The sequence below is a fragment of the Micromonospora sp. A202 genome (assembly GCF_006715105.1).
In the GTDB taxonomy this organism is placed as follows: Bacteria; Actinomycetota; Actinomycetes; order Mycobacteriales; family Micromonosporaceae; genus Micromonospora; species Micromonospora zamorensis.
In genome coordinates, this window is sequence record NZ_VFMP01000001.1 from 5,134,553 (window position 1) to 5,161,115 (window position 26,563).

Annotated in this window: 26 protein-coding genes and 2 tRNA genes; 9 read left to right on the forward strand and 19 right to left on the reverse strand. The window is 70.2% G+C overall.

What is annotated here, in order from left to right:
• Positions 1-3: 3 nt before the first annotated feature.
• Together FBZ33_RS23605 and FBZ33_RS23610 are read right to left on the reverse strand one after the other, a co-directional pair.
• Positions 4-723 carry a hypothetical protein gene (locus FBZ33_RS23605; RefSeq protein ID WP_141910708.1) on the reverse strand — a complete coding sequence of 240 codons (720 nt, stop codon included), beginning with the start codon at positions 721-723 and terminating at the stop codon, positions 4-6.
• Between the two features lie 92 nt (positions 724-815).
• Entirely contained in the window at positions 816-3,593 is a 2,778-nt protein-coding gene (locus FBZ33_RS23610; protein ID WP_255509155.1) for a BTAD domain-containing putative transcriptional regulator, read from the reverse strand.
• A gap of 124 nt (positions 3,594-3,717) precedes the next feature.
• Here FBZ33_RS23610 and FBZ33_RS23615 point away from each other — a divergent pair, with 124 nt between their 5' ends.
• Entirely contained in the window at positions 3,718-4,149 is a 432-nt protein-coding gene (locus FBZ33_RS23615; RefSeq protein WP_141910710.1) for a hypothetical protein, read from the forward strand.
• 30 nt (positions 4,150-4,179) lie between these two features.
• Here the strand turns inward: FBZ33_RS23615 and FBZ33_RS33810 are convergent, their stop codons facing one another.
• Positions 4,180-4,572 (reverse strand): type II toxin-antitoxin system YoeB family toxin, encoded by a 393-nt coding sequence (locus FBZ33_RS33810; RefSeq protein WP_370453041.1) that lies wholly within the window; start codon positions 4,570-4,572, stop codon positions 4,180-4,182.
• On the opposite strand from FBZ33_RS33810, the gene FBZ33_RS23625 reads away from it, so the two are divergent.
• Positions 4,538-5,365 carry a M55 family metallopeptidase gene (locus FBZ33_RS23625; protein WP_141910711.1) on the forward strand — a complete coding sequence of 276 codons (828 nt, stop codon included), beginning with the start codon at positions 4,538-4,540 and terminating at the stop codon, positions 5,363-5,365. The two genes, FBZ33_RS33810 and FBZ33_RS23625, sit on opposite strands and share 35 nt — an antisense overlap.
• A 46-nt stretch (positions 5,366-5,411) precedes the next feature.
• Here the strand turns inward: FBZ33_RS23625 and FBZ33_RS23630 are convergent, their stop codons facing one another.
• Together FBZ33_RS23630 and FBZ33_RS23635 are read right to left on the reverse strand one after the other, a co-directional pair.
• Positions 5,412-5,600: a DUF397 domain-containing protein gene (locus FBZ33_RS23630; RefSeq protein ID WP_141910712.1), complete on the reverse strand. Its 189-nt coding sequence runs from the start codon at positions 5,598-5,600 to the stop codon at positions 5,412-5,414.
• Complete coding sequence (locus tag FBZ33_RS23635; RefSeq protein WP_141910713.1) at positions 5,590-6,453, reverse strand: helix-turn-helix transcriptional regulator; 864 nt, start codon at positions 6,451-6,453, stop codon at positions 5,590-5,592. Before FBZ33_RS23635 ends, FBZ33_RS23630 begins: the two co-directional genes overlap by 11 nt.
• Before the next feature lie 182 nt (positions 6,454-6,635).
• Between FBZ33_RS23635 and FBZ33_RS32930 the strand changes: the two genes are divergently transcribed.
• The 3 genes from FBZ33_RS32930 to FBZ33_RS23645 are packed head-to-tail and all read left to right on the forward strand — an operon-like array spanning position 6,636 to position 7,421.
• The gene (locus FBZ33_RS32930) at positions 6,636-6,785 is read left to right on the forward strand and encodes a hypothetical protein (RefSeq protein WP_185755394.1); all 150 of its coding nucleotides are present in this window, start codon (positions 6,636-6,638) and stop codon (positions 6,783-6,785) included.
• Positions 6,782-7,171 carry a helix-turn-helix domain-containing protein gene (locus tag FBZ33_RS33815; RefSeq protein WP_141910714.1) on the forward strand — a complete coding sequence of 130 codons (390 nt, stop codon included), beginning with the start codon at positions 6,782-6,784 and terminating at the stop codon, positions 7,169-7,171. Before FBZ33_RS32930 ends, FBZ33_RS33815 begins: the two co-directional genes overlap by 4 nt.
• On the forward strand, positions 7,113-7,421 hold the full coding sequence (locus FBZ33_RS23645) for a hypothetical protein (RefSeq protein ID WP_141910715.1): 309 nt from the start codon (positions 7,113-7,115) through the stop codon (positions 7,419-7,421). Before FBZ33_RS33815 ends, FBZ33_RS23645 begins: the two co-directional genes overlap by 59 nt.
• 55 nt (positions 7,422-7,476) lie before the next feature.
• On the opposite strand, the gene FBZ33_RS32935 is transcribed toward FBZ33_RS23645, so the two are convergent.
• Complete coding sequence (locus FBZ33_RS32935) at positions 7,477-7,632, reverse strand: hypothetical protein (RefSeq protein ID WP_185755395.1); 156 nt, start codon at positions 7,630-7,632, stop codon at positions 7,477-7,479.
• 274 nt (positions 7,633-7,906) lie between these two features.
• On the opposite strand from FBZ33_RS32935, the gene FBZ33_RS23650 reads away from it, so the two are divergent.
• From FBZ33_RS23650 to FBZ33_RS33520, 3 genes are all read left to right on the forward strand, one after another.
• Positions 7,907-8,161 carry a type II toxin-antitoxin system Phd/YefM family antitoxin gene (locus FBZ33_RS23650; RefSeq protein ID WP_141910716.1) on the forward strand — a complete coding sequence of 85 codons (255 nt, stop codon included), beginning with the start codon at positions 7,907-7,909 and terminating at the stop codon, positions 8,159-8,161.
• Positions 8,158-8,532, forward strand: a complete 375-nt coding sequence (locus FBZ33_RS23655; RefSeq protein WP_141910717.1) for a type II toxin-antitoxin system VapC family toxin — start codon at positions 8,158-8,160, stop codon at positions 8,530-8,532. The genes FBZ33_RS23650 and FBZ33_RS23655 overlap by 4 nt, the downstream gene beginning before the upstream one ends.
• A 546-nt stretch (positions 8,533-9,078) precedes the next feature.
• Positions 9,079-9,477, forward strand: coding sequence for a tyrosine-type recombinase/integrase (locus FBZ33_RS33520; RefSeq protein WP_255509031.1), 399 nt, complete (start codon positions 9,079-9,081; stop codon positions 9,475-9,477).
• Positions 9,478-9,491: 14 nt separating this feature from the next.
• Here the strand turns inward: FBZ33_RS33520 and FBZ33_RS23665 are convergent.
• The 4 genes from FBZ33_RS23665 to FBZ33_RS23680 all read right to left on the reverse strand — a co-directional run bounded on the left by FBZ33_RS23665 (position 9,492) and on the right by FBZ33_RS23680 (position 13,364).
• Positions 9,492-9,568 (reverse strand) — tRNA-Ile (locus tag FBZ33_RS23665).
• Positions 9,569-9,689: 121 nt separating this feature from the next.
• Positions 9,690-10,928 carry an NAD(P)/FAD-dependent oxidoreductase gene (locus tag FBZ33_RS23670; RefSeq protein ID WP_141910718.1) on the reverse strand — a complete coding sequence of 413 codons (1,239 nt, stop codon included), beginning with the start codon at positions 10,926-10,928 and terminating at the stop codon, positions 9,690-9,692.
• The gene (locus FBZ33_RS23675; protein WP_141910719.1) at positions 10,918-13,035 is read right to left on the reverse strand and encodes an MMPL family transporter; all 2,118 of its coding nucleotides are present in this window, start codon (positions 13,033-13,035) and stop codon (positions 10,918-10,920) included. Before FBZ33_RS23675 ends, FBZ33_RS23670 begins: the two co-directional genes overlap by 11 nt.
• Before the next feature lie 256 nt (positions 13,036-13,291).
• Positions 13,292-13,364: transfer RNA gene (locus FBZ33_RS23680), tRNA-Asn, on the reverse strand.
• Between the two features lie 295 nt (positions 13,365-13,659).
• Between FBZ33_RS23680 and FBZ33_RS23685 the strand changes: the two genes are divergently transcribed.
• On the forward strand, positions 13,660-14,073 hold the full coding sequence (locus FBZ33_RS23685; RefSeq protein ID WP_141910720.1) for a hypothetical protein: 414 nt from the start codon (positions 13,660-13,662) through the stop codon (positions 14,071-14,073).
• A 64-nt stretch (positions 14,074-14,137) separates the two neighbouring features.
• On the opposite strand, the gene FBZ33_RS23690 is transcribed toward FBZ33_RS23685, so the two are convergent.
• From FBZ33_RS23690 to FBZ33_RS23730, 9 genes are all read right to left on the reverse strand, one after another.
• Positions 14,138-15,145 (reverse strand): sugar phosphate isomerase/epimerase, encoded by a 1,008-nt coding sequence (locus tag FBZ33_RS23690; protein WP_088949630.1) that lies wholly within the window; start codon positions 15,143-15,145, stop codon positions 14,138-14,140.
• A gap of 211 nt (positions 15,146-15,356) precedes the next feature.
• The gene (locus FBZ33_RS23695; RefSeq protein WP_185755396.1) at positions 15,357-15,860 is read right to left on the reverse strand and encodes a sensor histidine kinase; all 504 of its coding nucleotides are present in this window, start codon (positions 15,858-15,860) and stop codon (positions 15,357-15,359) included.
• 251 nt (positions 15,861-16,111) lie between these two features.
• Positions 16,112-18,220: a ThuA domain-containing protein gene (locus tag FBZ33_RS23700; RefSeq protein ID WP_141910722.1), complete on the reverse strand. Its 2,109-nt coding sequence runs from the start codon at positions 18,218-18,220 to the stop codon at positions 16,112-16,114.
• A 75-nt stretch (positions 18,221-18,295) separates the two neighbouring features.
• The gene (locus tag FBZ33_RS23705; protein WP_185755397.1) at positions 18,296-21,154 is read right to left on the reverse strand and encodes a PQQ-dependent sugar dehydrogenase; all 2,859 of its coding nucleotides are present in this window, start codon (positions 21,152-21,154) and stop codon (positions 18,296-18,298) included.
• Positions 21,155-21,373: 219 nt separating this feature from the next.
• Positions 21,374-22,441, reverse strand: a complete 1,068-nt coding sequence (locus FBZ33_RS23710; protein ID WP_141910723.1) for a polyprenyl synthetase family protein — start codon at positions 22,439-22,441, stop codon at positions 21,374-21,376.
• The gene (locus FBZ33_RS23715) at positions 22,438-23,853 is read right to left on the reverse strand and encodes an alkaline phosphatase family protein (RefSeq protein WP_141910724.1); all 1,416 of its coding nucleotides are present in this window, start codon (positions 23,851-23,853) and stop codon (positions 22,438-22,440) included. The genes FBZ33_RS23710 and FBZ33_RS23715 overlap by 4 nt, the downstream gene beginning before the upstream one ends.
• Positions 23,850-25,049, reverse strand: a complete 1,200-nt coding sequence (eboE, locus tag FBZ33_RS23720) for a metabolite traffic protein EboE (protein WP_141910725.1) — start codon at positions 25,047-25,049, stop codon at positions 23,850-23,852. The genes FBZ33_RS23715 and eboE overlap by 4 nt, the downstream gene beginning before the upstream one ends.
• Positions 25,049-25,903: a TatD family hydrolase gene (locus tag FBZ33_RS23725; protein ID WP_141910726.1), complete on the reverse strand. Its 855-nt coding sequence runs from the start codon at positions 25,901-25,903 to the stop codon at positions 25,049-25,051. Before FBZ33_RS23725 ends, eboE begins: the two co-directional genes overlap by 1 nt.
• Complete coding sequence (locus FBZ33_RS23730) at positions 25,904-26,512, reverse strand: EboA domain-containing protein (protein WP_141910727.1); 609 nt, start codon at positions 26,510-26,512, stop codon at positions 25,904-25,906.
• Between the last annotated feature and the right edge of the window lie 51 nt (positions 26,513-26,563).

A 26,563-nucleotide genomic window follows, 5' to 3' on the forward strand; every position in this document is an offset into this window, starting at 1 on the left:
GGGCTACCAACGACACGTGACGATGTCGCCGAAATCGTTGGGGGACCCCACGTCGCAGTGGTCGTCGATCCACTCGCCGATGTCGCCGATCGTGTCCACGATCCACGCGAACACCGACTTGATCGCACCCCAGATGCTGAAGTAGACGACAGTCGACTCAGGGGTGCCGCCGGCCTCGTCGATGACGTCCTTCGTCGACATGGCGGCGTTCGGCTTCTCGATGATGTCCAGTACCCGTACGCCGGTGTCGTCCTTGCCGGCCAGCAGCGCCTCGATCTGCTCCGGGGTCCGCTCCTTGCCGTCGTCGACCGCCACGATCGCGCGGTCGATCAGCACCTCCCGGCTGCCGCTGACGGCCTGGGCGATGGTGGCGATCTCGCCCACCGTGAGGTCGTTGCCGAGCGCGGGACCGGTGAACCGCCGGGCCGACACCGCACCGGCCGGATCGATCTGGATCTCGCCAGCCCTGATCACGTCGTCCGCCCCGAACGGGTCCCACGCGAACGTCCACTGCCCGCCTTCGCAGCGGAACTGGCCGTGTTCCCGGCCCTCAGGTTCGGTCTCGGTGCGGACGATTCCGCCGCGCTCGTCGACGTGCTGGACCACACAGTCGGTGCCTTTTGTCGGCGGCTTGTCGGGCCGGGCCACGGCGGCGGAGGACATGGCCAGCACCGTCCCGCTGACCACCCCGATCACCGTGAGGCGGTGTGCCAAACGCTTCATCGAACGCTCCATCCCTCGGAAAGAAACTGGTGTCCGAAGAGTGGCGGGCCGCGCTGAAGCGGCCCGGAAACGGCGCTGAAAGCGGGGGTACGTCAGTGGAGTCGACTGGCGTCGAGCTGTGCCAGGTCGGCACGGATCGCGTCGGCGTCGGCGTCGCCGAGCTCGTCGAGGATGCTCAGGGCCCGACGCCACGCCGCCCGGGTGGCACCGAAATCGGCGAGGGCGCGGTGGCTGCCGCCGAGGTTGACGTACGTGCTGGCTTCCGCGTACCGGTCGTTGACCTGGGTGAAGAGGTCGAGTGCGTGCTCGTAGCAGGCGATGGCCCGCCGGTCGTCGCCGAGCTGGTGATGGGCGTGGCCGAGGCTGTCCCACGTGTCGGCCTGTCCCTGCACGTCGTCCACCTCCTGCAACTTTCTCAACGCCTCGCCGCACGACTCAAGGGCACGGCCGTAGTTGCCGAGCAGTCCTTCCTGCCAACCGACCGCGTTGAGGGTGTACCCCTGCCCGGCCTCGTTTCCGGCCCGCCGGAACAGGGTCAGCGCCCGTCGGGAATGGTCGAGTGCCTGGTGGTGCTGCCCCTGTCGCTCCGCCAGCTGACCAAGGTTCAGGCAGGTGTGTGCCCGCCCGGCGTCGTCGCCGACGTCGGTGAACAGGTCGAGCGCGCGGCGCAGGTGGTCGTCGGCCTCGTCGTACCGTCGAAGCCTTGAACAGGCGAGACCGAGGCTGCGGTGCGCGTGGCCCTGCCCGGTCTGATCGCCGATGCGGGACGCGGCGGCCAGAGCGATGCGTTGCGTGCCCAGCCAGTCCTGCCAGTGCCCCTGCCGGTGCAGGAAGCCGGCCATGGTCCAGGCGAGCCGCCAGGCGTGCCCCTCGAACCCGGCCCGTGCCGCCAGTGGCACCGCCGCGAGCAGAACGGGAACCTCGGCGGTGAACCACGCCGTGGCGGCCAACTTGTTCTTGGGCCGTTCCGGCGTCACGCCCGCTCGCGGTGGCGGGAGGCTGATGTCGCTGAAGTGCGGGTGCAGCGCCAGGTCGGCCGCGTGTGCGGTGTGCAGGCAGTGGTCGAGCAGTCGGTGGACGGCGGCATCACGCTCGGCCGGTGCCTCAGCCTCGTCGGCGAGGCCGGCGGCGTACGCGCGCAGCAGGTCGTGGAACGCGTAACGCCCGTACGTGTGCTCGGTCAGGAGGTTCGCCCGGGTCAGCTCGGTCAGCAGCGGACCGCCCGCCTGCGGGGTGATCCCGGCCAGGCTGGCCACGGCCGGGACGGAGACGTCCGGGCCGGGATGCAGGCTCAGCAGCCGGAACAGCCGGACCGCCGGTGGGCTGAGTGTCCGGCACGACCAGGAGAAGACCGCGCGGACGTCGGTGGCCTCGTCACCGCCGTGGAAGGCGCCCAGATCGCCCAGCTCACCGGCGACCGCCGCCAACGAGAAGTGCCTGTTGGTGGCGGCTCGGGCCGCGACGATGGCCAGGGCGATGGGCAGCCGCGCGCACCGTTCGGCGATGTCGTCGGCCGCACCGGGTTCGGCGGCGATCTGGCCCGCCCCGAGTCGGCGGGCCAGCATGTCGCGGGCTTCGCCGGGGCTCAGCAGGTCGAGGGGCACCGGTTGGGCGCTTTCGGTGACGACCAGCGGCAGAAGCTGGTCGCGGCTGGTGACGATGGCGAGGCAGTCCGGTGAGCCGGGCAGCAGCGGCCGGACCTGTTCGGCGTCGCGCGCGTTGTCCAGCACCACCAGCAGTCGCTTGCCGGCCACCGTCGTGCGGTACAGGCTCACCATCAGGTCCCTGTCGCTCGGCATGCGGGCCACCGGAACGCCGAGCGCCTCCAGCAACCCGTGCAGCGCTCGCGCCGGGTCGGTCGGGGTGGCCGCCGGGTCGAAGCCGCGCAGGTTGACGTAGAGCTGCCCGTCGGGGAAGCGCTCGGCCGCGCGGTGCGCCCAGTGCACGGCAAGCGCGGTCTTGCCGACGCCCGCGGTCCCGGACACCACCACGGCGCCGCCCCGGTCGACCAGCGCGTCAAGGGCGGCCAGCTCCGCGTCGCGCCCGGTGAACGTTGGTACGGGAGGAGGCAGTTGCGCCGCAACCGGCGGTTGTGCTGCCGCGGCCGGGGCGGGTGCGGCGATCGCGGTGTCCTGGCGCAGGATGGCGCACTCCAGATCCCGGAGCCGCGGGCTCGGGTCGATGCCGAGGTTTTCCCGGAGGGTGTCGCGCAGCCGCCGGTACGTGGCGACCGCCTCACCCTGTCGGCCGTCGCGGTACAGGGCGAGCATCAACTGTGCGTGCAGGTGCTCGTCGAGGGGGTGCTGCCGGACGAGCCGTTCCAACCCGGGGACGAGCCGGGCGTGCTCGCCGACGGACAGCCGAGCCTCGGCGAGCGCTCGTTCCGCCTCCAACCGCAGGCGGGCCAGGTGTTCCGCCTGCTCCTCAAGCCAGGCGGACCCGGCAACGTCGGCCAACGGCGGGCCCCGCCACAACGCCACCGCGGCCGTCAGGTGAGCCACCTGCTCATTGCGGTCCGATGACCGCCGGGCCAGTTCGAGGAGGCGCTCGGCGGCCTGGACATCCGTGGACTCCGGCCCGGTGTTGAGCACGTAACCGGGCTGACGCGCCACGATCGACCCGGGCTCGCCGAGCACCCCGCGTAGGTAGGAGACGTGGCGCTGCAACGTGTTCGCCGCAGTGGCCGGCAACTGCTCACCCCAGACCACGTCGATGAGCCGGTCCACGCTCACCACCCGGCCCACGTGCAACGCCAACGTCGCCAGTACCGCCTTGCGGCGCACGCCGTTCACCGCCTGCGCGCCGTCGGCGACGACCACCTCCACCGGCCCGAGCAGCCTGACGCGTACGCCCGTGCCAGCCATCGACATCACCGAATCAGGCTAAATCCGGAGCCGGGCAACCTCGATCTCTTCGTCGCGCAATGGACACGATCAACGGCTGAGCTGGTTCGTCAGCGGCGGGGCGGACATTGACCGTTGTAGGGTGCGCGGCGTGGGATACACGGTGGTGCCGTCAGGTCGTCTGAACCTCCCGGAGTCGGAGGACGGCGCTGCGGTCACCGCTGTCCAGACGGCCATGGCTGGACGAGGTGACTGGTACGAGCCGGATGCGTTCCCGGCGAACGGCACGCTGGTCGACCTGGCGGAGGTGGCCAGAGCCTCGATCATCCGCGAAGGAGACTGGATCGAGTTCGGGCACGACGACGAGGGCGATCCCAAATGGTCGAACCGGGCGACGGCCTTCTACGTCGCGATCGCGCCGTTCGTTCGCTCGGGAACCGTCCAGATCGAGGGTGAGGACGGGGCCCGCTGGTCATACACCTACGCCGACGGGCAGGTCACCCAGCAGGGTTGGAACGGTTGGGATGGATCCGTCGAGCCGTTCGGCGATTATGTGGACGTCCCTCCCCTGGACCGCTCATAGGTGCGGCTCCCTCTCAGCTGACGACGCGCGTCACGAGCGCCTGGACGACCGGTGGGGGTGCCGCTGTCGGTCACCATAGTGATACCTGCAGGCGATGATCTCGACGTCTTCCTTGGTGATCCGGTACACCAGCCGGTGTTCACGATCAATGCGACGGGACCAGAAGCCGGACAACTCGTACCCGTTGCGCATCACGTCGCGTGACCATCCTCCAGCTCTGCCATCGATCGACGAACGTCCGCATGACCACCTCCGGATAAGTACAGAAAATTGTGCCTCAGGCGGTAGATGTGTCCCATGATCAACACAGTTGAGGCGAGAAGCCTCGACCATCGCGCCTGGCCACGAGGTCGACCGTTGTGCCAGGAACGCGTAGGGTCCCAGCTTCATGAAGGCATTGATCTCGGTGGACCTGGAAGGCATCTCGGGGATCGTGCATCCCACCGAGACGAATCCGGATCGCTACGACTACGAGCGCGGCCGGGCCTTGATGACGGCCGAGGCGAACGCGGCGATTGCGGGTGTCTTCGACGCCGAACCCGACGCCGTGGTGTGGGTCGCCGACGCACACGGGACGTTTCGGAACCTGCTGCCGGAGGACCTCGACCGGCGTGCTCACCTCGTGCGAGGCAAACCCCGCCCGCTGGGCATGCTTGCGGGGCTGGACGAGCAGACCGATGCTGCCTTGTTCGTCGGCTACCACGCTCGGGCCGGTGCCGGGCCTGCCGTGCTGGCGCACACGATAAGTGACAGCATCCTCGACGTACGGGTGGGTGGACGCTCGCTGGGCGAGATCGGCCTCAACGCCGCGATGGCGGGACACTTGGACGTGCCCGTCGTTCTGCTCAGCGGAGACGACAGCGCGTGTGCGGAGTTCAGCGAGCTGGTGCCCTCGGCGATCACCATCGCCGTGAAGCAGTCCCTGGGTCAGGCCGCCGCGGTGGCCCTACACCCGCAGGAGGCACGCGAGCGGCTGCGCCGCGCCGCCGCCGATGCGATCACCCGGCGCGGATCGATTCCCCCACTGAAGATGGCCGGGCCGCTGGACGTCGAGGTCGATCTGTACGGCCCCTACATGGTCGACCTCGCAGTTCTGGTGCCGGGCGTGAGCCGCGTCGGCGGCGGCCGAACGGTCGCCTTCCAGGCCGCTGACTTCGGCGACGCCTACCGGCTGATTTCACTGCTCGTTCAACTCTCGAGCATCAAGCCCAGCTGAGGCGTGAAGCGGGCTTGCGAGCAGCCGTCAATGCGCTGCCCTCCACTCAGGGGCGGCAGGTGTCCGCCTTGATGCTGTCGACGAACGCGTCCCAGGCGGCGGGCTCGAAGCTGAGCATCCCGGTATCGGGCGACTTGGAGTCGCGCACGTCAACTGCCGCAGCCCGCTCGCGCACCTCCACGCACTGGCCGTTGCTGCCGGAACGGCTCGACTTGCGCCAGGCGTTACGTTCCATGCTCGCTCAGCTCCTTGACGAACTTGATCGACTCAGCGGGCGACATCGCCAGCGTCTTCAGATTGTCGTACGCCGCCGACAGCCGCGCCAGGTCACGGCTCGACTCAAGGAACAGCTCGCCTGCCAGGGTTTCGATGTAGCCCAGTGGCGGCTCGTCCCGCTCGAAGCTGAGCAGGGCGAAGCCGCTGCTGTCCGCCAAGTGGGCGCCGGCCTCGAAGCGCAGCACCTGGATCGTCACGTTCGGCAGCCGACTCAAGGTGACCAGGTGATCGAGCTGCTCACGCAGCACCTCCGGGCCGCCGACCTCGGTGCGAACCGACGCCTCGGAGAGGATGGCGTGCATCCGCAGCGGAGTCGGTTTCCGACGCAGCACCTCCTGCCGGGTCATCCGGGCAGAAACCCGCTGGTCGATCGTCGCCTGGTCAGTCTCCCGGCCGATGACGTTGACTTCGCGGGCATAGCTCTCGGTCTGGAGTAGACCGGGCACGAGCATCGGCTCGAAGTTCTTGAGCTCCACGGCCTCGATCTCGTACGCGATGTAGGTGGCGTACTTGCCACCGAGGCGCTGCCACCAGCCGTCCTCACGCAGACCGCGCGCCTGATCGAGCAGCGAGGTCCCTTGCTCCTCGTCAATCTTGACGCCGTATGCGACCAGCAACTCCATGACGTCGCCGACCCGAGGTCTGATCTCGCCCGACTCGATCCGACTGATCCGAGACGGTGAGCAGTCAACGATCGTCGCCGCGGCCTCGCCGGTCAGGTCCTTGGCTTCGCGGAGCTTGCGTAGCTCCCGGCCCAGTCGCCGAGAGCGCGGTGTCGCTGGCGTAAATCGAGGCATGTCGTGATTCTGCACCTCGTCTCGCCTTTTCACTTGCCTTGGATCACATGCTCGGAGTGTCGATCATGCTTGCTGCCTTGCTTTGCATCACATGATGCGCAACTCTGATGACTGTGGGCCACGGAGCTTCACCACAGCGTGAGCTGCGGGCATGACGACCTTCCGGTCTCCGGCTTCGTCAGAAAGCGAGCCTGCGCATGGCGTCTGAAGTCGTGTCGATCGTGTTCGGTGGCCTGGTGCCGGGCTTCCTGTTCGGGCTCCTCGCCTTCCGCGTCAAGTCGCGATGGTGCCCTCGCTGCGGCGAATCCACCGAAGCCATCGAGCCATCAGCGGAGCGGCACCCATGACCGCGCCCGGCCGACGCAACGGCAACGAGCCGCCGATCGGACGACGGATGGCGGAGCTGCGGGCACGCCGCGGAATGAGCCAGCAGGTCTTCGCCGACCGGATCCGCAGGTCGAAGAGCTGGGTGGACAAAGTCGAGCGAGGAGTGCGTGCCCTCGACCGGCTCTCGGTGATCGAGACGGTCGCCGCCGCCCTCGGCGTCGCCCCCGACGTCCTGCTCGCGGGCAAGGCCCCGCGCGACCCGGTCGCCGACACCGGCGGCGACGTGGACCGACTCCGCGCGGCGCTGGCCCGCTACGACGGTCGACCTCGCCCGCGCCCTGATCGCGATGTCGTTTGGCGACCACCAACTGGCCGTCGCCGTTCACCGACGGGCCATCAGCGGTAACGCCTGGCACGTACTTCCTGCCGAGCACCGGGCCGCGCACCTGATCGACATCACCCACGCCTACCTGAACCTCGGCGACGCCCCCGCTGCCGGTCAGGCGCTGGTCGCTGCCGACCACATCGCCCCTACCGAGACGAGGAACCGCCCCGCCGCCCGTGCGGCGCTGACCGCAGTGCTCCGCGCCGGCCCCACTGCTGCCGACGTGACCCGCCTGGCAGCAACCATCGGATTGACCCGGCAGCAGCGCTGACGAAACGCCGCGCACCGTATGTCGCGCGACTGCCTCGGCACATCACCATGCGCAGCTAGCGACGGAGCAGCGAGAACGCTCCCGCCGCAGTCAGCAGCAACAGCAGTGACACCGCGAATAGGGCGCGTCCAAGCGGAAGGGGCATGGAGATGAAGAACGGCGCCTGGTGGATCAGCAGGCCCGCACCGATCATGGCCTGGGCCATGCCCACCCGCACGGGCTGGGACCGCTCTCCCACTTTTAGGCGTGCAAGCCGGACCCATCCGGCGGGAAACCTTCGTGACACGACCACACGCACCCCTCGTCATACAGGCTCATGCGCCCATCATCGGAGGAGCGTCAAGCGCGCAATCGCATGACCGAAGCAGTTGCGTCTGACTCAATGAGCCGTTCCAACGTAATTGCGTGCTCCCACCAGCCGAACCGCTGGCGCATGGGGCCAAGCAGGGTAGACTAAGCCCCTAGCTAACCGAGGAGGTTGCGCCATGTCGGCTGAGGCAGTGCACTACAACATGCATGATGCCAAGACCCATCTGTCGCGCATCATCGAACGGGTGGAACACGGCGAGGAGATCATCATCGACCGGGCCGGTACGCCGGTGGCGAAGGTCGTGCCGCTGGTTCGACGGGCCAACCGCACCGCAGTCGGCTCCCTCGCCGGCCAACTGGACCTCTCCGGCGACTGGGACTCACCACAGACCAACGCCGAGATCGCCGCCGACTTCGGCGTCGGCGCATGACCCTGCTGCTGGACACCCACGTCGCGCTCTGGGCCATCACCGGCGACGCGACCCTCGGCACCGAGTTCCTCGACCGGCTACGCCACGAGCCGGACATCTTCCTCTCCCCGGTCACCCTGTGGGAGATCACCATCAAACAGAGTGCGGGGAAACTCCCCGGACCCCCTGACCTCGCCGAGCGGGTAAGAGACATGGGCTTCCGCGAACTCCCGGTGACCCACGCCCACGCCATCGCCGCCGGCCGCCTGCCACCGCATCACCGCGATCCGTTCGATCGCATGCTGGTGGCCCAGGCGATCACCGAGAGTCTGACCCTGGCCTCCCGCGACGCCTCGATAGCGCTGTACGACGTGGATGTCCTCAAGGTGTGATCGGACGGGCCCATCAACGTCTGATGTCGATGAGGGAGCTCCGACATACCGGCCGTGGCCTGCAACTTCGCGGGTCTTGAACCCTCCGTTTGGGTATCCGTTTCGGTGGGGCGGGCAGGACTCGAACCCGCAACCGAGGGATTATGAGATCAAGACGAGCGACCCGGCGAGCTGGGCGGTTGGGGCTACTAGCAGCGGAAACGGCTCTCGACATCTCTCACGCTCCCCGCCGTCCGTCGACGTCTTGCGGACCAGATGCGGACCGCCTGCCCCGCTGCACGTTCATGCCGGGCCGATCCTCGTGGCCGTTGCTGGCGGATCGCGCTCAATCGGCCCGGACCGCGGCTTCTGGCCCTCCCCTATCCTGAATCGCGCGCTGCCGTCGCCGCAGCAACACGGCTGACACCAGGTAGCCCACCCCGCCGGCCGTCCACAGTGCGGCAAATACCCAACGCCACGGCGTGGGGTCTCCGACGGCCACGACCACCCACCCGACGGCCAGGAAGAGCCAGACGCCTGCCCTGATGAAACCCTGCTTCGGCGTCTTTGCTGTCTGCCACCACGGGTTCCTGGTTGGCTTCATATAGGAGATCTTCGCATTCATCACGGGACCACACCGCCCTGACCGGCCTCCGCCGTCGGGTCTTCGATCGGGCTGCGGAGTCGATCGGTCTCGCCGGCCTGACTCCCCACGAGCTGCGGCACACGGCGGCCAGCCTGGCAGTGGCCGAGGGCGCCAATGCGAAGGCGGTGCAGCGGATGCTCGGGCACGCCTCGGCGGCCATGACGCTGGACGTGTACGCGGACCTGTTCGAGGACGACCTGGACCAGGTGGCCGACCGCCTCGACCGGGCGGCGGGTCGTGCGGCTGCGGACTCAGTGCGGACTGAGAGCGTTGGTCCGGACCTCGATGCGGTTCGCCCGGATCGTCGTCAGCATGGCTGACCAGGGAAAACGGTTGGTGGGGCGGGCGGGACTCGAACCCGCGACCGAGGGATTATGAGTCCCCTGCTCTAACCGGCTGAGCTACCGCCCCGAACACCGCGCCGGATCTTATCCCGCTCGGCGGTCAGCAGCCAGCACCGAGCCGGCCGGCGCCCACGCCTGCACCAGCACGATGGGCTACAGGAATATAACAGCGTGCTCGGGTACGCCCGTCAGCCGGCGCGCAGCTCCTCCAGCACCTCGCCAGCGGCGCGCCAGCCGCTGGCGAGAGCGCCCTGGATGGACGGGCTGTCGCGGTGGTCACCGGCCACGAACAGCCCCTCCCCCAACGACACGGGCTTGCGTAGCCGCCCCTGCGGTGGTGGCGCGGCGGGCAGCGCGTTCGGGACGGCCACTGTGGTGAGGTGGGTCCAGTCGGCGGTGGAACGGCCGTACAGCCGGGTCAACTCGGCCCGTACGGTCGGCTCGGGTGGGGCGCTCGGGCCGACCACCGACGTCGCGACGAGGTGCCGTCCGGTGGGCGCGTAGGTCGGGGCGGCGTTGCTGAGCACCACCGTGTTCGCCACGATCTCGCGCCGGTCGCCGTCGACGAGCAGGATCGGTTCGGTCAGCGGCGGCTCGGGCGCGCTGTGGTAGTAGGTGGTGTAGCTGTGCATCCGTACCGTGGCCAGTGTCGGCAGCAGCGCGGACGCGGCGGGTGGGTCGACGGCGACCACGACGGCCCGGCAGCGGATGTCGCCGGCCTGGGTGCGGACCCGACCGGGGGCGACTTCGGCGACCGGCATGTCGAGGTCGAGCAGGTCGGCGGGGAGCGGGTCGGCGATGGCCCGGGGCAGCGCGGCCATTCCCTCGGCGGGCAGGCCGATACGGCCGCGGGCGAACGACCGCAGCACCATCGCGAGGACGTGGCTGGACGTGGCCAGTTCCCGGTCGATGAACACACCGGACAGGAACGGTCGCAGCAGCTCCTCGATGATCGCGTCGGAGAGGCCCGCCCGGCGGAGCGCGGTCTCGGCGCTGGTCTCCGGTGCGGCGAGCAGCCGGGACGTGGGCAGAGTGGCGCAGCCGGTGGCGAGCGCGGCGAAGCGCAGCCGGTCGCGCAGGGAGCCGATGCCGGCGAGCGCGGTGCCGGGGGCGCCGGTCGGCTCCCGCAAGGGGTTGACCAGCCGCAGCAGGTCGTCGCCCTTGCGCACCAGCACGCCGGAGGTGAAGTACCCGAGGTCGAGCCGGTCGGTGTCGAGCAGCGTGCCGAGCCGGGGGTAGGCGGTGTTGAGCACCTGGAAGCCCCGGTCGATGAGGTGTCCGTCGACCACGTCGGTGGCGACCCGGCCGCCGAGTCGCCCGCTGGCCTCCAGCAGCCGCCAGGGCACACCGGCGCGGTGCAGCCGGCGGGCGGCGGCGAGGCCGGCCAGGCCGCCGCCGACGATGACCACGTCGGTCTCAGCCAGCATCGCGCGCCTCCCGCTCACCGTTCGCCCGGGACAGCCGGCCCGGCCACCAGATCTTCGGCCCGATGTCGTACGCGAGTGCGGGCACCAGCAGCGACCGGACGATGATCGTGTCGATCAGTACCCCGACCGCGACCGCCGTACCCAACTCGACGAGCACCACGAGGGGCAACACGGCGAGGGCGGAGAAGGTCGCGGCGAGCACGATGCCGGCGGAGGTGATCACCCCACCGGTGACGGCCAGGCCGGCGAGCACACCGGCGCGGGTGCCGCGCTTGACCGACTCCTCCCGGACCCGGCTCATCAGGAAGATGTTGTAGTCGATGCCGAGCGCGACCAGGAACACGAACGCGAACAGCGGGAACGACGAGTCCACGCCGGGAAAGTCGAAGACGTGGCGAAACAGGATCGCGCAGAGGCCGAGTGTCGCCCCGAAGCTGAGCAGCACGGTGGCGATCAGCAGCACCGGGGCGATCAGCGCGCGGAGCAGCAGGGCCAGGATGACCGCGATGACCACCAGCACCACCGGGATGATGACGTTCTGGTCGCGCTTCGCGGCGTCCGAGGTGTCCACGTTGATCGCGGTGAAGCCGCCGACCACGGCGTCCGCGCCGGGCACCTGGTGTACGGCCGCCCGCAGCTCGCGGATGGTCCGCTCGGCGCCGTCGCTGTCGGGTGGGTCGGCCAGGGTCGCCTCCAGCTGGACCCGCCCGTCGACGACCTTCGGGGTGGCGCTCGGATCGGGTGGGCCGGTCTGCGGGCCGGTGGAGAGCGGGCGGACGTCGGCCACGCCGGGCACGCCCTGCGCCACCTGGGTGACCTGCCGGGCGGTCTGTTCGGTGGTGAAGATGGTGGCTGGGCTGCCCGTGCCGGCCGGGTAGTGCCGCGCGATCACCTCCTCGCCGTCGACCGAGTCGGTGCGCTGGGTGAACAGGTCGGACTGGCCGAGGGTGGTGGCGCCGAGCTGGGTGAGCCCGAGCGTGAGGACGGCCAGTACGACCGCGGTGCTCAGCCAGATCGGTCGGGCGTGCCGGGCCACGAAGCCGGCGATGCGGCTCCAGATGCCGTGCTCGGCGCGTGGGTCGGCCTGATCCTCCCGGGGCCGTCGGGGCCAGAACGCCCAACGGCCGCCGAGCACCAGCAGCGCGGGCAGGAAGGTGAGCATCACCAGCAGGGTGGCGGCGATGCCGATGGCGGCGACCGGGCCGAGCGCCCGGTTGGAGTTGAGGCTGGACAGCAGCAGGCAGAGCAGGCTGACGATGACAGTGCCGCCGGACGCGATGATGGCCGGCGCGGCGCCCTTCCACGCGGTGCGCATGGCGGCCCAGGGACGGTCGTGGCGGTGCAGCTCCTCCCGGTAGCGGGCGATCAGCAGCAGCGCGTAGTCGGTGCCCGCGCCGAAGACCAGCACGGTGAGGATGCCCTGGGCCTGCCCGTTGAGCTTCACCACGTCGGCGTCGGCGAGCAGGTAGACGAACACCGAGGCGAGGGCGTACGACATGCCGGCGGCCAGCAGCGGAAAGATCCAGAGCACCGGGCTGCGGTAGACGACCAGCAGGATGATCAGCACCACGACCAGGGTGACCAGCAGCAGTGGCCCGTCGATGGCGGAGAACACCTTGATCAGGTCGGCGAGCAGGCCGGCCGGTCCGGAGACGTCCACGGTGAGGCCGTCCCGGTCCCCGCCGGTGATGTCGCGCAGCTGTTCGACGACAGTGCCGATCTCCTCGCCCTCGGCGTCGTCCACCGGTACGACGATCTGGAGTGCCTGGCCGTCCTCGCTGGGGATGGGTGGGGGCAGCGGGGCGACCACGCCGGGCACCTGGGCGAACCGGGCCGCGTCGGCGCTCACCCGCTGCCGGTCGGCGTCGGTGATCCCGGAGGGCCGTTCGTAGACGACCAGAGCCGGGATGGTCTGCCGGTCGACGAACTCACCGGCGAGGTCCTGGGCGCGGGTCGCCTCGGCGTCGGTGGGCAGGAATGCGGCGTTGTCGTTGGTGGCGACCTCGCTGAGGCGCCCGGCGTACGGGCCGGCCACGCCGCCGATCACCAGCCAGGCCAGCACGACCGCCACCGCGATCAGCGTGGCCCTGCCGCCTCGTCCGGACATCCGCACTCACCCCAAGGATCGACGCATGAATCGACGCAGCGGGAGCCTGAGCGTCGACATCGACCATCCTGCCGCTCAAGCAGGCGGCAAAGGACCAAAACCGGCATCCCCACCAGCGTCGATCATGCAGTTGTGGTGCTGGACGAAAGGTGCACCACCCCCTCAAACCGGCACCACAACTCCATGATCGACCGGGCTGGGATGGGCACACGGAAACGCCCGTCGGCCGGAGGCCGACGGGCGTTGGGTGGAGAAGCTCCCCCGATTGGACTCGAACCAATAACCTGCCGGTTAACAGCCGGCTGCTCTGCCAATTGAGCTACAGGGGATCGTGCACCGCTCGGAATCGGATCTCGCCGACGCCGTGCGACGGGACAAGAGTACAGGACATTCCCGGGTCGTGGTCCAGTGGGTTCCGCCCCACCGCCCGATGATCAAGACGCGCAGGTCACGATCCGCAGGGCATCGACAATCGGGGTAAATCGCCATCCGGGCACAAGCATGCTTGAGCGGAGAGCAGGATGGGTAGTTAGCTGCGGACAGAGGACGCAGGCGCGAATTGGTCGCCTTCCGACGGGGCAACTCGACGGGGCGACAGGCGCGTCAGGTACGGAAGGAGCCGCCATGCGCGGAAAGATCATGTTTCTTGGCGGGCTGGCTGCGGGATTCGTCCTGGGCGCCCGTGCCGGCCGGGAAAAGTACGAGGAGCTCGTTGTTCGGGGCCGCAAGGTGCTCGACCACCCGACCGTCCAGGAGGCGGCCGGGGTCGCGCAGGCCCAGGCCAACAAGTTCTACAGCGAGGGCAAGGACAAGCTCGGCCAGACCAAACTGGGCGAGAAGCTGGGCAGCGGCAACGGTAACGGCAGCTCCGACAAGCAGGAGCTGACCGCCGCCGACGACGCGTTCGCCGGCACGCCCGCAACCGTGGGCGCCAAGGCGGGCACCAGCACGGTCGGCACGACCTCCGGGTCGCCGTCGTCCACGAACAACCCCCGCACCAAGCCGTCCGGCTCGGGCACGAACGCCAGCACGCTCTGACCAACCGCACGTCGACGGGCCGGTCGCCGCAGGGCGACCGGCCCGTGGTCTGTCCGAGGTGCGGTCAGTCCTTGCTGCTGAACGCCGCGTCGAAGGCAGCGCTCGGGGCGTCGAAGGCCAGCCGGCGGACGAACTGCAACGCCTCCGGGGCACCGACGAGCCGGTCCATGCCGGCGTCCTCCCACTCGATCGAGATCGGGCCGGTGTAGCCGATCGCGTTCAACGCGCGGAAGCAGTCTTCCCACGGCACGTCGCCGTGCCCGGTGGAGACGAAGTCCCACCCGCGGCGCAGGTCGGCCCAGGGCAGGTGCGAGGCGAGCCGGCCACGCCGGCCGTCACCGGTGCGGACCTTGGCGTCCTTGCAGTCCACGTGGTAGATCCGGTCGGCGAAGTCGAAGATGAAGTTCACCGGGTCCAGCTCCTGCCACACGAAGTGCGACGGGTCCCAGTTCAGCCCGAACGCGGGCCGGTTGCCGATGGCCTCCAGCGTCCGCTTCGTCGTCCAGTAGTCGTACGCGATCTCGCTCGGGTGCACCTCGTGGGCGAACCGCACCCCCACCTCGTCGAACACGTCGAGGATCGGGTTCCACCGGTCGGCGAAGTCCTGGTAGCCGCGCTCGATCATCGACGGCGGCACCGGCGGGAACATCGCCAGGGTGTGCCAGATCGACGAGCCGGTGAAGCCGACGACGGTCTTCACCCCGAGCTTCGCCGCCGCCCGCGCGGTGTCCTTGATCTCCTCGGCGGCCCGCTGGCGGACCCCCTCGGGCTCTCCGTCACCCCAGATCCGACCGGGCAGGATGTCCTGGTGCCGCTCGTCGATCGGGTGGTCACAGACCGCCTGACCGACCAGGTGGTTGGAGATCGTGAAGACCTCAAGGTTGTGCTTCGCGAGAGTCTCCCGCTTGCGCTCGACGTAGGAGTCGTCGGCGAGCGCCTTGTCGACCTCGAAGTGGTCGCCCCAGCAGGCGATCTCCAGGCCGTCGTAGCCCCACTCGGAGGCGAGCCGGCAAACCTCCTCGAACGGAAGGTCGGCCCACTGGCCGGTGAAGAGCGTGATGGGTCGCGCCATTGTTCTTCTCCCCTGTTGTCATGGGGGATTCCAGGTGCGGACCGGGGCGAGGGTGACCGGACGTACGCGGCACCGGGCGGTCACCGGTGGGTGCGGAACACACCTGGGCCCAGCGGGTTGCGCCTCCCACCGGGTCACCGGCCACCAGCACGGTCGCCGCCCCCACCTTATTTCCGCAGCACCCCATCGGGGAAGCCCTGCGGTCGGCCGATCATCCGATCATTTCCTCGGGTGCGGGCAGCGCGGCCCGCACGGCGAAACCGCCACCGGCGCGTGGGCCTGCCGAGAACGTGCCGCCGAGCCGCTCCGCGCGCCTGCGTACGCCGAGCAGACCCCGCCCGGCGCCCTGGCCGCGCCCGCCTGACGGCGCGTCACCGGTGCCCTCGTCGCGTACCTCGATGGTGATGCCCGTGGCGTCGTAGCGCAGGCGGACCGCTACCGGTGCGCCCGGGGCGTGCCGGCACGCGTTGGTGAGCGACTCCTCGATGATCCGGTACGCCACGACGTCGACCGGCCCGGGCAGCGGCCGGGGTTGCCCGGCCAGGCTCCACCGCACCGGCTGACCGGCGGCGAAGCCCTCCACCAGCGCGTCGAGCCGATTCAGGCTCGGAGTCGGCCCGGTCGGGTCGTCCGGCTCGTCGGGCCGGCGCAGCGCGTCACCCAGTCGGTGCCCCTGCGCCAGCACCCTCCCGCGCCACTGCGCGAACCGCCCCATGCAGGTCAAGGTACGGCAGTCGGCTGTGAGCCGGTCCGCGGGCGTCCGCGGGGCGGCGGACGAATCAGTGCGAGCGTGATGCCTCTGAGTCATCTTGATGACTGATAGGCATCACGCTCGTGAGGGACACCGCTCCCGGCCCGGGCCGTCGCGACGGCCGCCGGGGCACGCCGGCCGGGCTTCGTCGGCGCTCGGGCCGGGTGCCTGAAGGGGCCGACGCCGTGAGCGGCGGCCCCTTCAGGCTCAGTCGGTCAGGGCAGGGCCCACTTCTGGTTGGCCGCGTTGAGGCAGGTCCAGAGGTGCACGACGGTGCTGTCCGCCGAGTTGTTGCCGGAGACGTCCAGGCACTTGCCCGACGACGGGTTGCGCAGGGTGCCGTCGGACGCCGCCGCCCAGTTCTGCGCGCCGCTGCCGTTGCAGGTCCAGAGCTGGATCTTGGTGCCGTCGGCGGTGCCGCTGCCGGAGACGTCCAGGCACTTGCCGAGGGCCTTGATCGTCGAGTTCGGCGTCACGGTCCAGGTCTGTGCCGCGCTGCTGTTGCAGGTGTAGATCTGGATCTGGGTGCCGTCGGCGGTGCCGCCGCTGCGCACGTCCAGGCACTTGCCGGCCAGACCCTTGATCGGGCCGACCCCGGTGCCGCCGCCGCTGCCCTTGACCAGGGTGAAGTCGTCCAGGTCGAAGAGCCCCGTGCCGTTACCGGTGAAGGTGAGGTAGAGGTTCTGGGTGCTGGACGGGACGTTGGTCAGCGCCGTGGAGACGTTGGCGAAGGTCGTCCAACTGCCGGTGTTCGGCACCGTGACAGTGCCGAGCACCGGGCCGGTGGCCGAACCGGTGCGCACCTGAATGGTGCCACCCGCGCCGCCGGAGACGACCCGGGCCGTGAACGAAGTGACCCCGGCCAGGTTGACCCCGTTGTACGCGGCCCAGTCACCCGGGTCGATGTAGCCGACGGTCTGCCCACCGTTGGCGCCCGCCTTGGTGAACGCGGAGACACCGTTGGCCGAGCTGAACGCCTCGGCCTGGATCGTGCCGGTGGGCGGTGGCGTGGTGCCCAGCTCCTTGACCCGGATGTTGCGGAACGAGGCGTCGTCACCGGTGCCGTGGTTCTGGATGCCGATGTGACCGGCCAACGAGCGGACCGGGTTGGTGTTGGTGAAGTCGTTGATCTTCACTCCGTTGAGGAAGATCTGCAACCGCTCGCCCTCGACCAACAGCTCGTAGGTGTTCCACTCCCCCGGCGCGTTGAGTGCCGCGTCACGGGCCGCCGTGTCAGCCGACTTGAAGGTGTAGACCGACCCGGTCGTGCGGTCGGCGGCGTCGGTGGCGTCGATCTGGATCTCATAGCCGTTGTCCACCGCGGACCACGGGTCACTGGACGGCGGGAAGCCGATGAAGATGCCGGAGTTGTCGTCCCCGGCCAGCTTCCAGTCCAGCTTGAGCGAGTAGTTGGTGAACTGCTTCGTGTTGTACCAGTACAACCCCATGCCGCCGACCGAGGTGAGGGTGGCGTCGGAGTTGGTGAAGTTGCCCGGACCGGCCTGCGACCAGCCGGCCGTCGAGCCGTTGAAGATCGGGGTGTAGCCGGTCTCGGGCCGGCAGTCGGCCTTGCTCCGGCCGGAGGCGTACCGGATGCCGCCGAGCAGGTGCGCCCGGAACCCCGACTCCGCGTACGACGCCTGGGTGTGCCCGGCACCGGTGTAGAACGACCGGCCACCGTTGTAGCTCTTGCACCAGCTCAGCGGGTGGTCGGAGCCCATGCCGCCGCCGGAGTACGACGACTCGTCCAGCGTGGCCAGCACGTGGGCGGTGGACCGGGCGTTGGTCCGGTAGTTGTACCACTCGTCGGTGCGGGTCCAGGTCTGCGGCAGGTGCGCGGTCGCCGCGTGGCCCCGGTCCTCCACCTTCATGTTGGCCTGCTGGATCGCCGGGTGCGAGGCGAACCACGCGCCCACGAGGTTGCCGTAGAACGGCCAGTCGTACTCGGTGTCGGCGGCCGCGTGCACACCCACGTACCCGCGGCCGGAGGCGATGTACGACTCGAAGGCGGTCTGCTGGCTGGCGTTGAGCACGTCGCCGGTGGTGTTGAGGAAGACCACGGCCTCGTACTGGGCGAGGTTGCTGGTGGTGAACGCGGCGGCGTCCTCGGTGGCGGTGACGGTGAAGTTGTTCGACCCACCCAGGTCGCGGATGGTCTGGATGCCGACCGGAATGGCGTCGTGGCGGAACCCGGCAGTCTTGGAGAACACCAGCACGTCGTACGGGGCGTCGGCGGCGCTGGCGGGGCTGGCCGGGGTGGTGCAGGCGATGACGGCAAGTGCGGCCATTGCCGCACCGAGGACGGGTCGCAGGAGTCTGCGCATATCGCTCTCCTAATTGCGGTTAGGAGGGGCCCCTCGCACCACACTAGGCGTTGACAAGAGGCCCCTCCGCTCAGCTCAGGGCAGGATCCACTTTTGGTTGGCGGCACCGCTGACGCAGGTCCACAGGTGGACCGCAGTGCTGTCGGCGGAGTTGTTGCCGGAGACGTCGAGGCACTTGCCGGACGACGGGTTACGCAGCGTGCCGTCGGCCTGGGCCGCCCAGTTCTGCGCAGCGGTCCCGTTGCAGGTCCAGAGCTGGATCTTGGTGCCGTCGGCGGTGCCACCACCCGAGATGTCCAGGCACTTGCCCAACGACCTGATCGTGGAGTTCGGCGTGACCGCCCAGGTCTGCGCGGCGCTGCCGTTGCAGGTGTAGATCTGGATCTGGGTGCCGTCGGCCGTGGCGGCGCTGCGCACGTCCAGACACTTGCCGCCGAGACCCTTGATCGGGCCGCTTCCGCCGGTCGGGGGCGTACCGGTGACGAAGGTGAAGGCGTCCAGGTCGTAGAGCGCCCCGGTGCCCGACCCGGCGAAGGTCAGGTAGAGCGTGGTCGTGCCGGTCGGCGGGCTGGTGATCGTCCCGGTCACCGTGGCGAAGGTTTCCCAGCCGCCGGTCACGGGGACCGTGGCCGAGCCGAGCACCGTGCCGGTGGCGGAGCCGGCCCGGACCTGGAGGGTGCCACCGGCACCCGCCGAGGAGACCCGGGCGTTGAACGAGGTCACGTTGCCGAGCCGGTACGGCTGGAACGCGATCCAGTCACCGTTGTTGATGTCGCCGACGGTCTTGCCACCCTCGGCCGTGGTCTTGCTGAACACGTTGATCCCGGACGAGGTGCCGTAGAACTCGGCCTGGCGGTGCCGCGGCGGCAGGGTGTGCTGGGTGTGCGTGGTCAGCCCGCCCGCGTCGGTGTACTCGGCGTCGAAGATCGCGAAGATGTTCGCCGCGTCGTCGTGCTCACCGTCGACCGGGATGGTGATCGAGCCGGAGCAGCCGGTCTGCGAGGTGATCTGGTGCCCGTGCTGGTCGTGCCCGAGCACGTAGGTCATCTTGACCTTCGTGCAGTCGATCGTGCCGTCCTCCGGGTCGGTGACCGTGATGCTGAACGGCACCGTGTCACCGAAGCTGAACAGCTGCCCGTTGCCGGGGTTGTTGATGGTCACCGTGGGCGCGGTGTTGCCAACGCTGATCCGGACGCTGCTGCTGCCGGTGGCGCCCTGCGGGTCCCGGACCGTCAGGGTGGCGGTGTAGCTGCCGTTGGCGGTGTAGGTCTTCGTCGGGTTGGCCGCGGTCGAGGTGGTCCCGTCACCGAACGCCCACGAGTACGTCAGCGCTCCGCCCTCGGGATCGGACGAGCCGGCCGAGGAGAAGGTCACCGCGAGCGGTGCCGCACCCGAGGTGCGGTTGGCGCTGGCCACGGCTGTGGGTGCCCGGTTGCCGCCACCGACGTAGTCGAAGCGGTAGAGCGCCGAGTTGGCGTCACCGTTGAAGTAGCCGGTGCCGTAGTCGAGCACGTAGTACGCGCCGTCCGGGCCGAACGCCGAGTCCATCACCTGCTTGCCGACCCAGGGGAAGGTGTCGATGGTGCCCCGGGAGCCGTCGGAGTTGACGTGGATCGGCTTGATCCAGCCACGGCCGAACTCGGTGGCGAAGAACTGCCCGTCGAAGGACTGCGGGAACTTGGTGGTGGAGGTCGACGAGGCGTTGTACCGGTAGACCGGGCCGCCCATCGGCGACTCGGAGCCGCCGCCGAACTCGGTCGGGGTGCCGGCGTCGCCGGCGTACCGGATCCAGGCCGGCTGGGCCGGCGGCAGGGTGGTCAGGCCGGTGTTGCGGAACGAGTTGTTGGTCGGCCCGCCGGTGCAGTTGTACTTCGCGCCGCTGGTGTTGGCGGCGAAGTCCCACTCGTTGTACGTCTCGGTGGAGGTGTTGGTGCCGGTGCAGTACGGCCAGCCGTAGTTGCCCGGCGCGGCGACCCGGTTGAACTCCACCTGGCCGGACGGCCCGCGGGTGGAGCTGGTGGTGCCGGCGTCCGGCCCGTAGTCACCGACGTAGACGACACCGGTGGCCTTGTCCACGCTGATCCGGAACGGGTTGCGGAACCCCATCGCGTAGATCTCCGGCCGCGTCCTGGCCGTGCCGGGCGCGAACAGGTTGCCCGACGGGATGGAGTAGGTGCCGTTGGCGTTCACCTTGATCCGCAGGATCTTGCCCCGCAGGTCGTTGGTGTTGCCGGCGCTGCGCTGCGCGTCGTACGCCGGGTTGCGGTTGGTGCGCTCGTCCAGCGGCGAGTAGCCGGCCGACTCGAACGGGTTGGTGTCGTCACCGGTCGACAGGAAGAGGTTGCCGGCCGCGTCGAAGTCGATGTCCCCGCCGACGTGGCAGCACACACCGCGGCTCGCTGGGACGTCGAGCACATCGACCTTGCTCGCCTGGTTGATCGTGAAGTCGGAGTTGAGGGTGAACCGGGAGAGCCGGTTGACACCGTTCCAGGCCGAGAAGTCGGTGCCGGTGGCCGGTGCGTCGCCGGCCGGCGTCGACAGCGGCGGGGCGTAGTACAGGAAGATCTGGCGGTTGCTGGCGAAGTTCGGGTCGACGCCGACGCCCTGCAACCCCTCCTCGTCGTGCTGGTAGACCGACAGGGTGCCGATCACGGAGGTGGTGCCGCTCGCATCGGTGCGGCGCAGGGTGCCGTTGCGGGCGGTGTGCAGCACGGAACGGTCCGGCAGCACCGCCAGCGACATCGGCTCACCCATGTCGCTCACCCCACGGGCGAGCTCGACCTGCTGGAAGTCGGTCGCGTTGATCGTGTGCGCCTGCGCGGGGGTCGAGTCGGCGCCGAGGGCGACCGTGCCGGCCGCGACCACCAGCAGCGCTGCCGATCCGGCGGAGAACCATCGTCGGGACCGTTGTCTTGGAGCGTCCTTCATGGACATGTGTGCTGCCCCTTCCTGACGAGTGACTGCCAGGCGGGCGCGCGCCGTCGCGCCGGATGCCGTAGCGGTGATGGTGGGGGTCGATGGGTTACCGCGCCGCCGGTTCACCTCGACGAAACATTGTCGTGTTGGTCACGACACTAAGTTGGACGTGTCGATGTGTCCATACCTTCCGGCGATTCAGCATTAACTTTCGTCGATCTGATCGAAAGTTGCCGGTCAGGCCCGGCGGTCGATCGCCTGCCCGGCCAGCGCTACCAGCGCCGAGCGAGCCTCGTCGGCCACCGTCGCGGCCCGCAGGGCGACGAGCGCCGCCTCCGTCCGCACCCGGATCATCTGCTCGATCCGCTCCCGGGCACCGGTCGCCTCGATGATCGCGCGCAGCTCCGCCGCGCCGTCGGCGTCCAACGCCGGATTGCCGAACAGCTCCCGCAGCCGGGCGGTCTGCGACCGGTCGGCGGCACTGCGGGCCAGCGCCATCATCACCGTGGGCTTGCCCTCGCGCAGGTCGTCCAGGACCGACTTGCCGGTGACCGCCGGGTCCCCGAAGACACCCAGCACGTCGTCGCGGAGCTGGAACGCGTCGCCCAGCGGGTCACCGAACTCGCCCAGCGCGGCGATCAACTCCTGGCCGGCGCCGGCCAGGGCCGCACCGATCTGGAGCGGCCGGGTGACCGTGTACCGGGCAGCCTTCATCCGTATCACGGTGAGCGCACTGGCCACCGAGCCGTCACCCACGCCCGAGACCAGGTCCAGGTACTCCCCTGCGATCACCTCGGTACGCATCAGCGCGAACACGCCGTACCCCCGGTGCACCTGTTCGGTGCTCAGCCCGCACTCGTGGAACATCTGATCCGACCAGGCCGCGCAGAGGTCCCCGCAGAGCAGCGCCGTGTTGCGGCCGTACGCCTCGGGGTCACCGCGCCAGGACGAGCGGGCGTGCAGGTCGGCGAAGAGCCGGTGCACCGACGGCTCACCCCGGCGGCGGTCGCTGCCGTCCAGGATGTCGTCGTGGATCAGCGCGAACGCGTGGAACAGCTCCAGGGCGGCGGCCGCCACCACGATCGGGGTGCCGTCAGCCGCGCCCGCCCCGCGCCAGCCCCAGTAGCAGAAGAGCGGGCGCAACCGCTTGCCACCGGCCAGCACGAACCGTTGCAGGGCGGTGAACACGCCACGCGGCGCGCCGTCGGGCCAGTCCGGGCCCTGCCGTTCGAGGAACCCGGCCAGCTCCGCGTCGAAGCGCGCCCGCAACCCACTCGCGTCGGTGGGCGCGACAGTGACCGTCATGCCCCCTCCCCCGACCCGCCCGTACCGCCGGCGCCCAACCCGGCCAACTCCAGCAGCAGCGCCTTGACCTCGGTGGCCGCGATCCGGTCCCGGGCGGCCGTCGGGTCGGAGCAGAGCAGCACCGGGGCGTCCGCCGGGTCGTCCGGCAGCCGCCCGTGCGAGCCCCGTACCGCCTGCGCGCCGGCGTCCAGGCCGACAGCGCTCATCAGGTACCGCATGCCGAGCTTCTTGCGGGCCAGGGCCACTCCGGCGCGGGCCTTCGCGGCACCGGGGTTGGCCGGGTCGAAGAACAGCTCCGCCGGGTCGTAACCGGGCTTCCGATGAATTTCCACGAGGCGGGCGAAGTCCGGCGCCCGGGCGTCGTCCAGCCAGTAGTAGTAGGTGAACCAGGCGTCCGGCTCGGCCACCAGCACCAGCTCACCGGCGCGCGGGTGGTCCAGACCGTGCGCGGCCTTGCCCTCGGCGTCGAGCACCTCGGCCACCCCGGGCAGGTTGGCGCAGAGCTTCGCCACCGCCGGCACGTCGGCCGGGTCCTTGACGTAGACGTGGGCAATCTGGTGGTCGGCGACCGCGAACGCCTTCGACGTCCACGGGTCGAGGTATTCCATGCCGGCCTGGGTGTGCACCCGCAGCAGCCCTTCGGCGCGCAGCAGCCGGTTGACGTCCACCGGCCGGGACACGTCGGTGATGCCGTACTCGGAGAGCACCACCACTGTGGCGTCGCGCGCCCGGGCGGCGTCCAGCAGTGGCCCGAGCACCGCGTCCAGCTCGGCTGCCGCCGCGGCGGCCTGGGCCGACGAGGGACCGAAGCGTTGCAGGTCGTAGTCCAGGTGCGGGACGTAGACCAGGGTCAGGTCGGGTGACACGTCGGCGAGGATCTGCTCGGCCGCCTGGCAGATCCACCGCGACGACGGCAACCCGGCCGTCGGCCCCCAGTAGGTGAACAGCGGGAAGGTGCCCAGCCGCCCGGTGAGTGCGTCGTGCAGCTCCGGCGGGTCTGTGTAGCAGTCCGGCTCCTTGCGCCCGTCGGCGTAGTAGACGGGGCGTGGCGTGACCGTCCAGTCGACGTCCGCACCCATGGCGTACCACCAGCAGACGTTGGCGACGGTGTAGCCCGGCTCGGCCTTACGGGCCGCCTGCCAGAGCTTCTCCCCGCCGACCAGCGCGTTGTGCTGCCGCCACAGCAGCACCTCGCCCAGATCCCGGAAATACCACCCGTTGCCGACGATCCCGTGCCCGCTGGGCGGCTCGCCGGTGAGGAAGGTGGACTGCACCGAGCAGGTCACGGCGGGCAGCACGGTGCCCAGCTCGGCCCGGAAGCCGCCGTCGGCGACCCCCCGCAGTCGAGGCATGTGCGCCAGTAGTCGGGGCGTCAACCCCACCACGTCGAGGACCACCAGTCGCCGGCTCATCGCGTCACCCCCATGCTCACGGATCGCTCTGCGGTCAGGCCGAGGCCGACCAGTTCGTCCCGGGCGAAGGCCAGCTCCGCGGCGATGCCCGCGGCCAGCTCCGCGTCGGTGCCGGGCCGTCGTGCGGCCGGCAGCACCCCCCAGGTGTACGTCTCGACGTCGAGGTGGTCGCAGCCAGCGGTCGGGCCGTCGAAGAGCGCTCTCAGGGCCGCGCGGAGAACCGGCACTGTCGAGCCGAGCGGTTCCTCGGGCGGGGCGTGCAGTGGCACGTGGTAGTGCACCCGCCACGGCCCTGGTAGCGCCCTGTCCAGTGCCTCGTCCAGGTCGTCGGCCGCGTGCGCCGGGGCGGCCGGGTCGGCCAGACCGGCGCAACCGGCGCCCCGGGTCTGGTGCAGGAAGCGTGGCTCCACCCAGCGGCGCAACGCCTCGGCCCCACCATCCGGGTCGGTGGCCTCGACGGCGGCGGAGACCTGCACCTTCACCACCGGCAGCCCGGCCGCCCGCAGTCGTTCCAGTGCCTCGGCCGGCTCCTCCCAGGCGCAGGCCAGGTGGGCCAGGTCGACGCAGACGCCCAGCCGGTCGGTGTCCATCCCGGACAGCAGGTCGGCGGCCTGGCCGGTGCTCTCCACGACACAGCCGGGCTCCGGCTCGAAGGCGACCCGCACCTCGCGGCCGGTGTCGCGCTGCACGGCGGCCAGGCCGGCGGCCAGCTGGTCGAGCCGGCGTCGGGCCGCGTCGGCCCGATCGGTGTCCCACGGTTGCCGCCAGGCCAGCGGCAGGGTGGAGATCGAGCCCCGAGCGGCGTCGTCGGGCAGCAGGTCCGCGAGCACCCGGGCCAGATTCAGCGTGTACGTCAGGCGCTGCTCGGTGGTCCAGTCCGGGTGGTACACGTCCTGCTTGACCACTGGGGCCTGGAAGGCCGCGTACGGGAAGCCGTTGAGGGTGACCACCTCCAGCCCACGCGCGTCCAGCTCGGCGCGCAACCGACGGCGTAGCGTCGGGTCGGCGGCCAGCTCGGCGGCGACCGGGGCGGCCAACCACAGGCCGAGCCCGAGCAGGTCACTGCCGAGCGCCTCGCGGACCGGCACGGCGTAGGTGTCCAGTTGACCGAGGATGCCGGCGAGGTCCTCGGCGGGGTGCACGTTGGTGCAGTAGCCGAGGTGGACGGTGTCGCCGCCGGCATGTCGCAGCCGCATCAGCTGCCGCCGCGCAGGATCGAGTTGCCGGTCTGCGGGTCCACGGCGCTGACCTCCAGGTCGGTGAGGTCGAGCCGGCCGGACTGCCCGTAGAACTCCACCGGGTTGCGCCACAGCACCTGGTCGACTTCGTCGTCGCTGAACCCGGCCAGCAGCATCGCCTCGCCGGTGGCCCGGGTCAGCAGCGGGTCGGAGCGCCCCCAGTCGGCGGCCGAGTTGACCAGCATCCGCTCCGTGCCGTACTCCCGCAGCAGCTCCACCATCCGCGACGGCGTCATCTTGGTGTCCGGGTAGATGGAGAAGCCCAACCAGCAGCCGCTGTCCCGGACCAGCTTGACGGTCACCTCGTTGAGGTGGTCGACCACCACGCGACCCGCCTCGATGCCGGATTCGGCGACCACGGCGAGGGTCCGTTCGCATCCGCGCGCCTTGTCCCGGTGCGGGGTGTGCACCAGCGCCGGCAGGTCGTACGCCACCGCGAGGGCGAGCTGCGCGGCGAACGCCTCGTCCTCCTCCGGCGTCATCGAGTCGTACCCGATCTCGCCGACCGCCACCACCGCGTCCTTGTCCAGGTAGCGGGGCAGCAGGTCGAGGACCGGGCGGCAGCGCGGGTCGTTGGCCTCCTTGGGGTTCAGGGCCACCGTGGCGAAGTGCCGCACCCCGAACTGACCGGCCCGGAACGGCTCCCACCCGATCAGCGAGTCGAAGTAGTCGGTGAACGAGGCGGCGCTGGTGCGCGGCTGACCCAGCCAGAACGAGGGCTCCACCACCGCGCGCACTCCGGCTGCGGCCATCCGTTCGTAGTCGTCGGTGGTGCGTGAGGTCATGTGGATGTGGGGGTCGAAGATGCGCATTCACGCCTCCCGGGGCAGTGCGGCGGTGAGCCGGTCGAGCAGGTCGGTGGCGTCGGCGGGCAGGTCCCGGCCGGCGGCGTGCCGTTCGGCGGCGAGCGCGGCCAGCATCGCGGCCAACTCCCCGTCGGCCCGGGTGTCCAGGTCGGCCACCGCGGCGAGGGGGACACCGCTGAACACGCACTTGAGCACCGCCTGCCGCCAGGCGGCCGGGTCGAGGTGCCGGGCGTACGGGCCGAGGGCCGCGGCGACCAGCCGGGTGTCGTTGGTGCGGATCGCGTCGTGCAGCAGCGGCACGCCGGCGGCACCGATCGGCAGCAGCGGCAGTGCCCGCAGCACGGCTCGCCGCTCGGCCGCGTCGCCGTGCCGGTAGAGGCTGTCGGCGTACGCCGCGTGGTCGCCGGGCAGCGCTGTGAGCAGCAGCACCCGGGCCGCGTCGTCGGCGGTCCAGCCGGGCGCTTCGGGCAACGCGCCCCGACCGCAACGCCGACCTGCGGCGGGGAAGAGCCGGGTGATCGCGGTGGGCTCGGTGGTGACCCGGCGCAGCGCCGTGTCCAACCAATCGGGATCGGGTACGCCTCGCAGCGCGGCCCGTAGTGAATCCGGTGTCATCCCGTCTCCTCCCCTTACTGCTACGCGGTGCCCGCCACCTTTGCTCTGCAC

Coding starts and splice junctions, on each gene's coding strand:
- FBZ33_RS23675 (WP_141910719.1), bottom strand. CDS start 13,035: ATGTCCGGACGAGGCGGCAGGGCCACGCTGATCGCGGTGGCGGTCGTG.
- FBZ33_RS23705 (WP_185755397.1), bottom strand. CDS start 21,154: ATGTCCATGAAGGACGCTCCAAGACAACGGTCCCGACGATGGTTCTCC.
- FBZ33_RS23695 (WP_185755396.1), bottom strand. CDS start 15,860: ATGGGGCGGTTCGCGCAGTGGCGCGGGAGGGTGCTGGCGCAGGGGCAC.
- FBZ33_RS23715 (WP_141910724.1), bottom strand. CDS start 23,853: ATGAGCCGGCGACTGGTGGTCCTCGACGTGGTGGGGTTGACGCCCCGA.
- FBZ33_RS23685 (WP_141910720.1), top strand. CDS start 13,660: ATGCGCGGAAAGATCATGTTTCTTGGCGGGCTGGCTGCGGGATTCGTC.
- FBZ33_RS23710 (WP_141910723.1), bottom strand. CDS start 22,441: ATGACGGTCACTGTCGCGCCCACCGACGCGAGTGGGTTGCGGGCGCGC.
- FBZ33_RS23670 (WP_141910718.1), bottom strand. CDS start 10,928: ATGCTGGCTGAGACCGACGTGGTCATCGTCGGCGGCGGCCTGGCCGGC.
- FBZ33_RS23605 (WP_141910708.1), bottom strand. CDS start 723: ATGAAGCGTTTGGCACACCGCCTCACGGTGATCGGGGTGGTCAGCGGG.
- FBZ33_RS23730 (WP_141910727.1), bottom strand. CDS start 26,512: ATGACACCGGATTCACTACGGGCCGCGCTGCGAGGCGTACCCGATCCC.
- FBZ33_RS23700 (WP_141910722.1), bottom strand. CDS start 18,220: ATGCGCAGACTCCTGCGACCCGTCCTCGGTGCGGCAATGGCCGCACTT.
- FBZ33_RS23725 (WP_141910726.1), bottom strand. CDS start 25,903: ATGCGCATCTTCGACCCCCACATCCACATGACCTCACGCACCACCGAC.
- FBZ33_RS32930 (WP_185755394.1), top strand. CDS start 6,636: ATGGCGTCTGAAGTCGTGTCGATCGTGTTCGGTGGCCTGGTGCCGGGC.
- FBZ33_RS23630 (WP_141910712.1), bottom strand. CDS start 5,600: ATGGAACGTAACGCCTGGCGCAAGTCGAGCCGTTCCGGCAGCAACGGC.
- FBZ33_RS33815 (WP_141910714.1), top strand. CDS start 6,782: ATGACCGCGCCCGGCCGACGCAACGGCAACGAGCCGCCGATCGGACGA.
- FBZ33_RS23650 (WP_141910716.1), top strand. CDS start 7,907: ATGTCGGCTGAGGCAGTGCACTACAACATGCATGATGCCAAGACCCAT.
- FBZ33_RS23610 (WP_255509155.1), bottom strand. CDS start 3,593: ATGTCGATGGCTGGCACGGGCGTACGCGTCAGGCTGCTCGGGCCGGTG.
- FBZ33_RS23655 (WP_141910717.1), top strand. CDS start 8,158: ATGACCCTGCTGCTGGACACCCACGTCGCGCTCTGGGCCATCACCGGC.
- FBZ33_RS23645 (WP_141910715.1), top strand. CDS start 7,113: ATGTCGTTTGGCGACCACCAACTGGCCGTCGCCGTTCACCGACGGGCC.
- eboE (WP_141910725.1), bottom strand. CDS start 25,049: ATGCGGCTGCGACATGCCGGCGGCGACACCGTCCACCTCGGCTACTGC.
- FBZ33_RS23625 (WP_141910711.1), top strand. CDS start 4,538: ATGAAGGCATTGATCTCGGTGGACCTGGAAGGCATCTCGGGGATCGTG.
- FBZ33_RS23690 (WP_088949630.1), bottom strand. CDS start 15,145: ATGGCGCGACCCATCACGCTCTTCACCGGCCAGTGGGCCGACCTTCCG.
- FBZ33_RS33810 (WP_370453041.1), bottom strand. CDS start 4,572: ATGCCTTCCAGGTCCACCGAGATCAATGCCTTCATGAAGCTGGGACCC.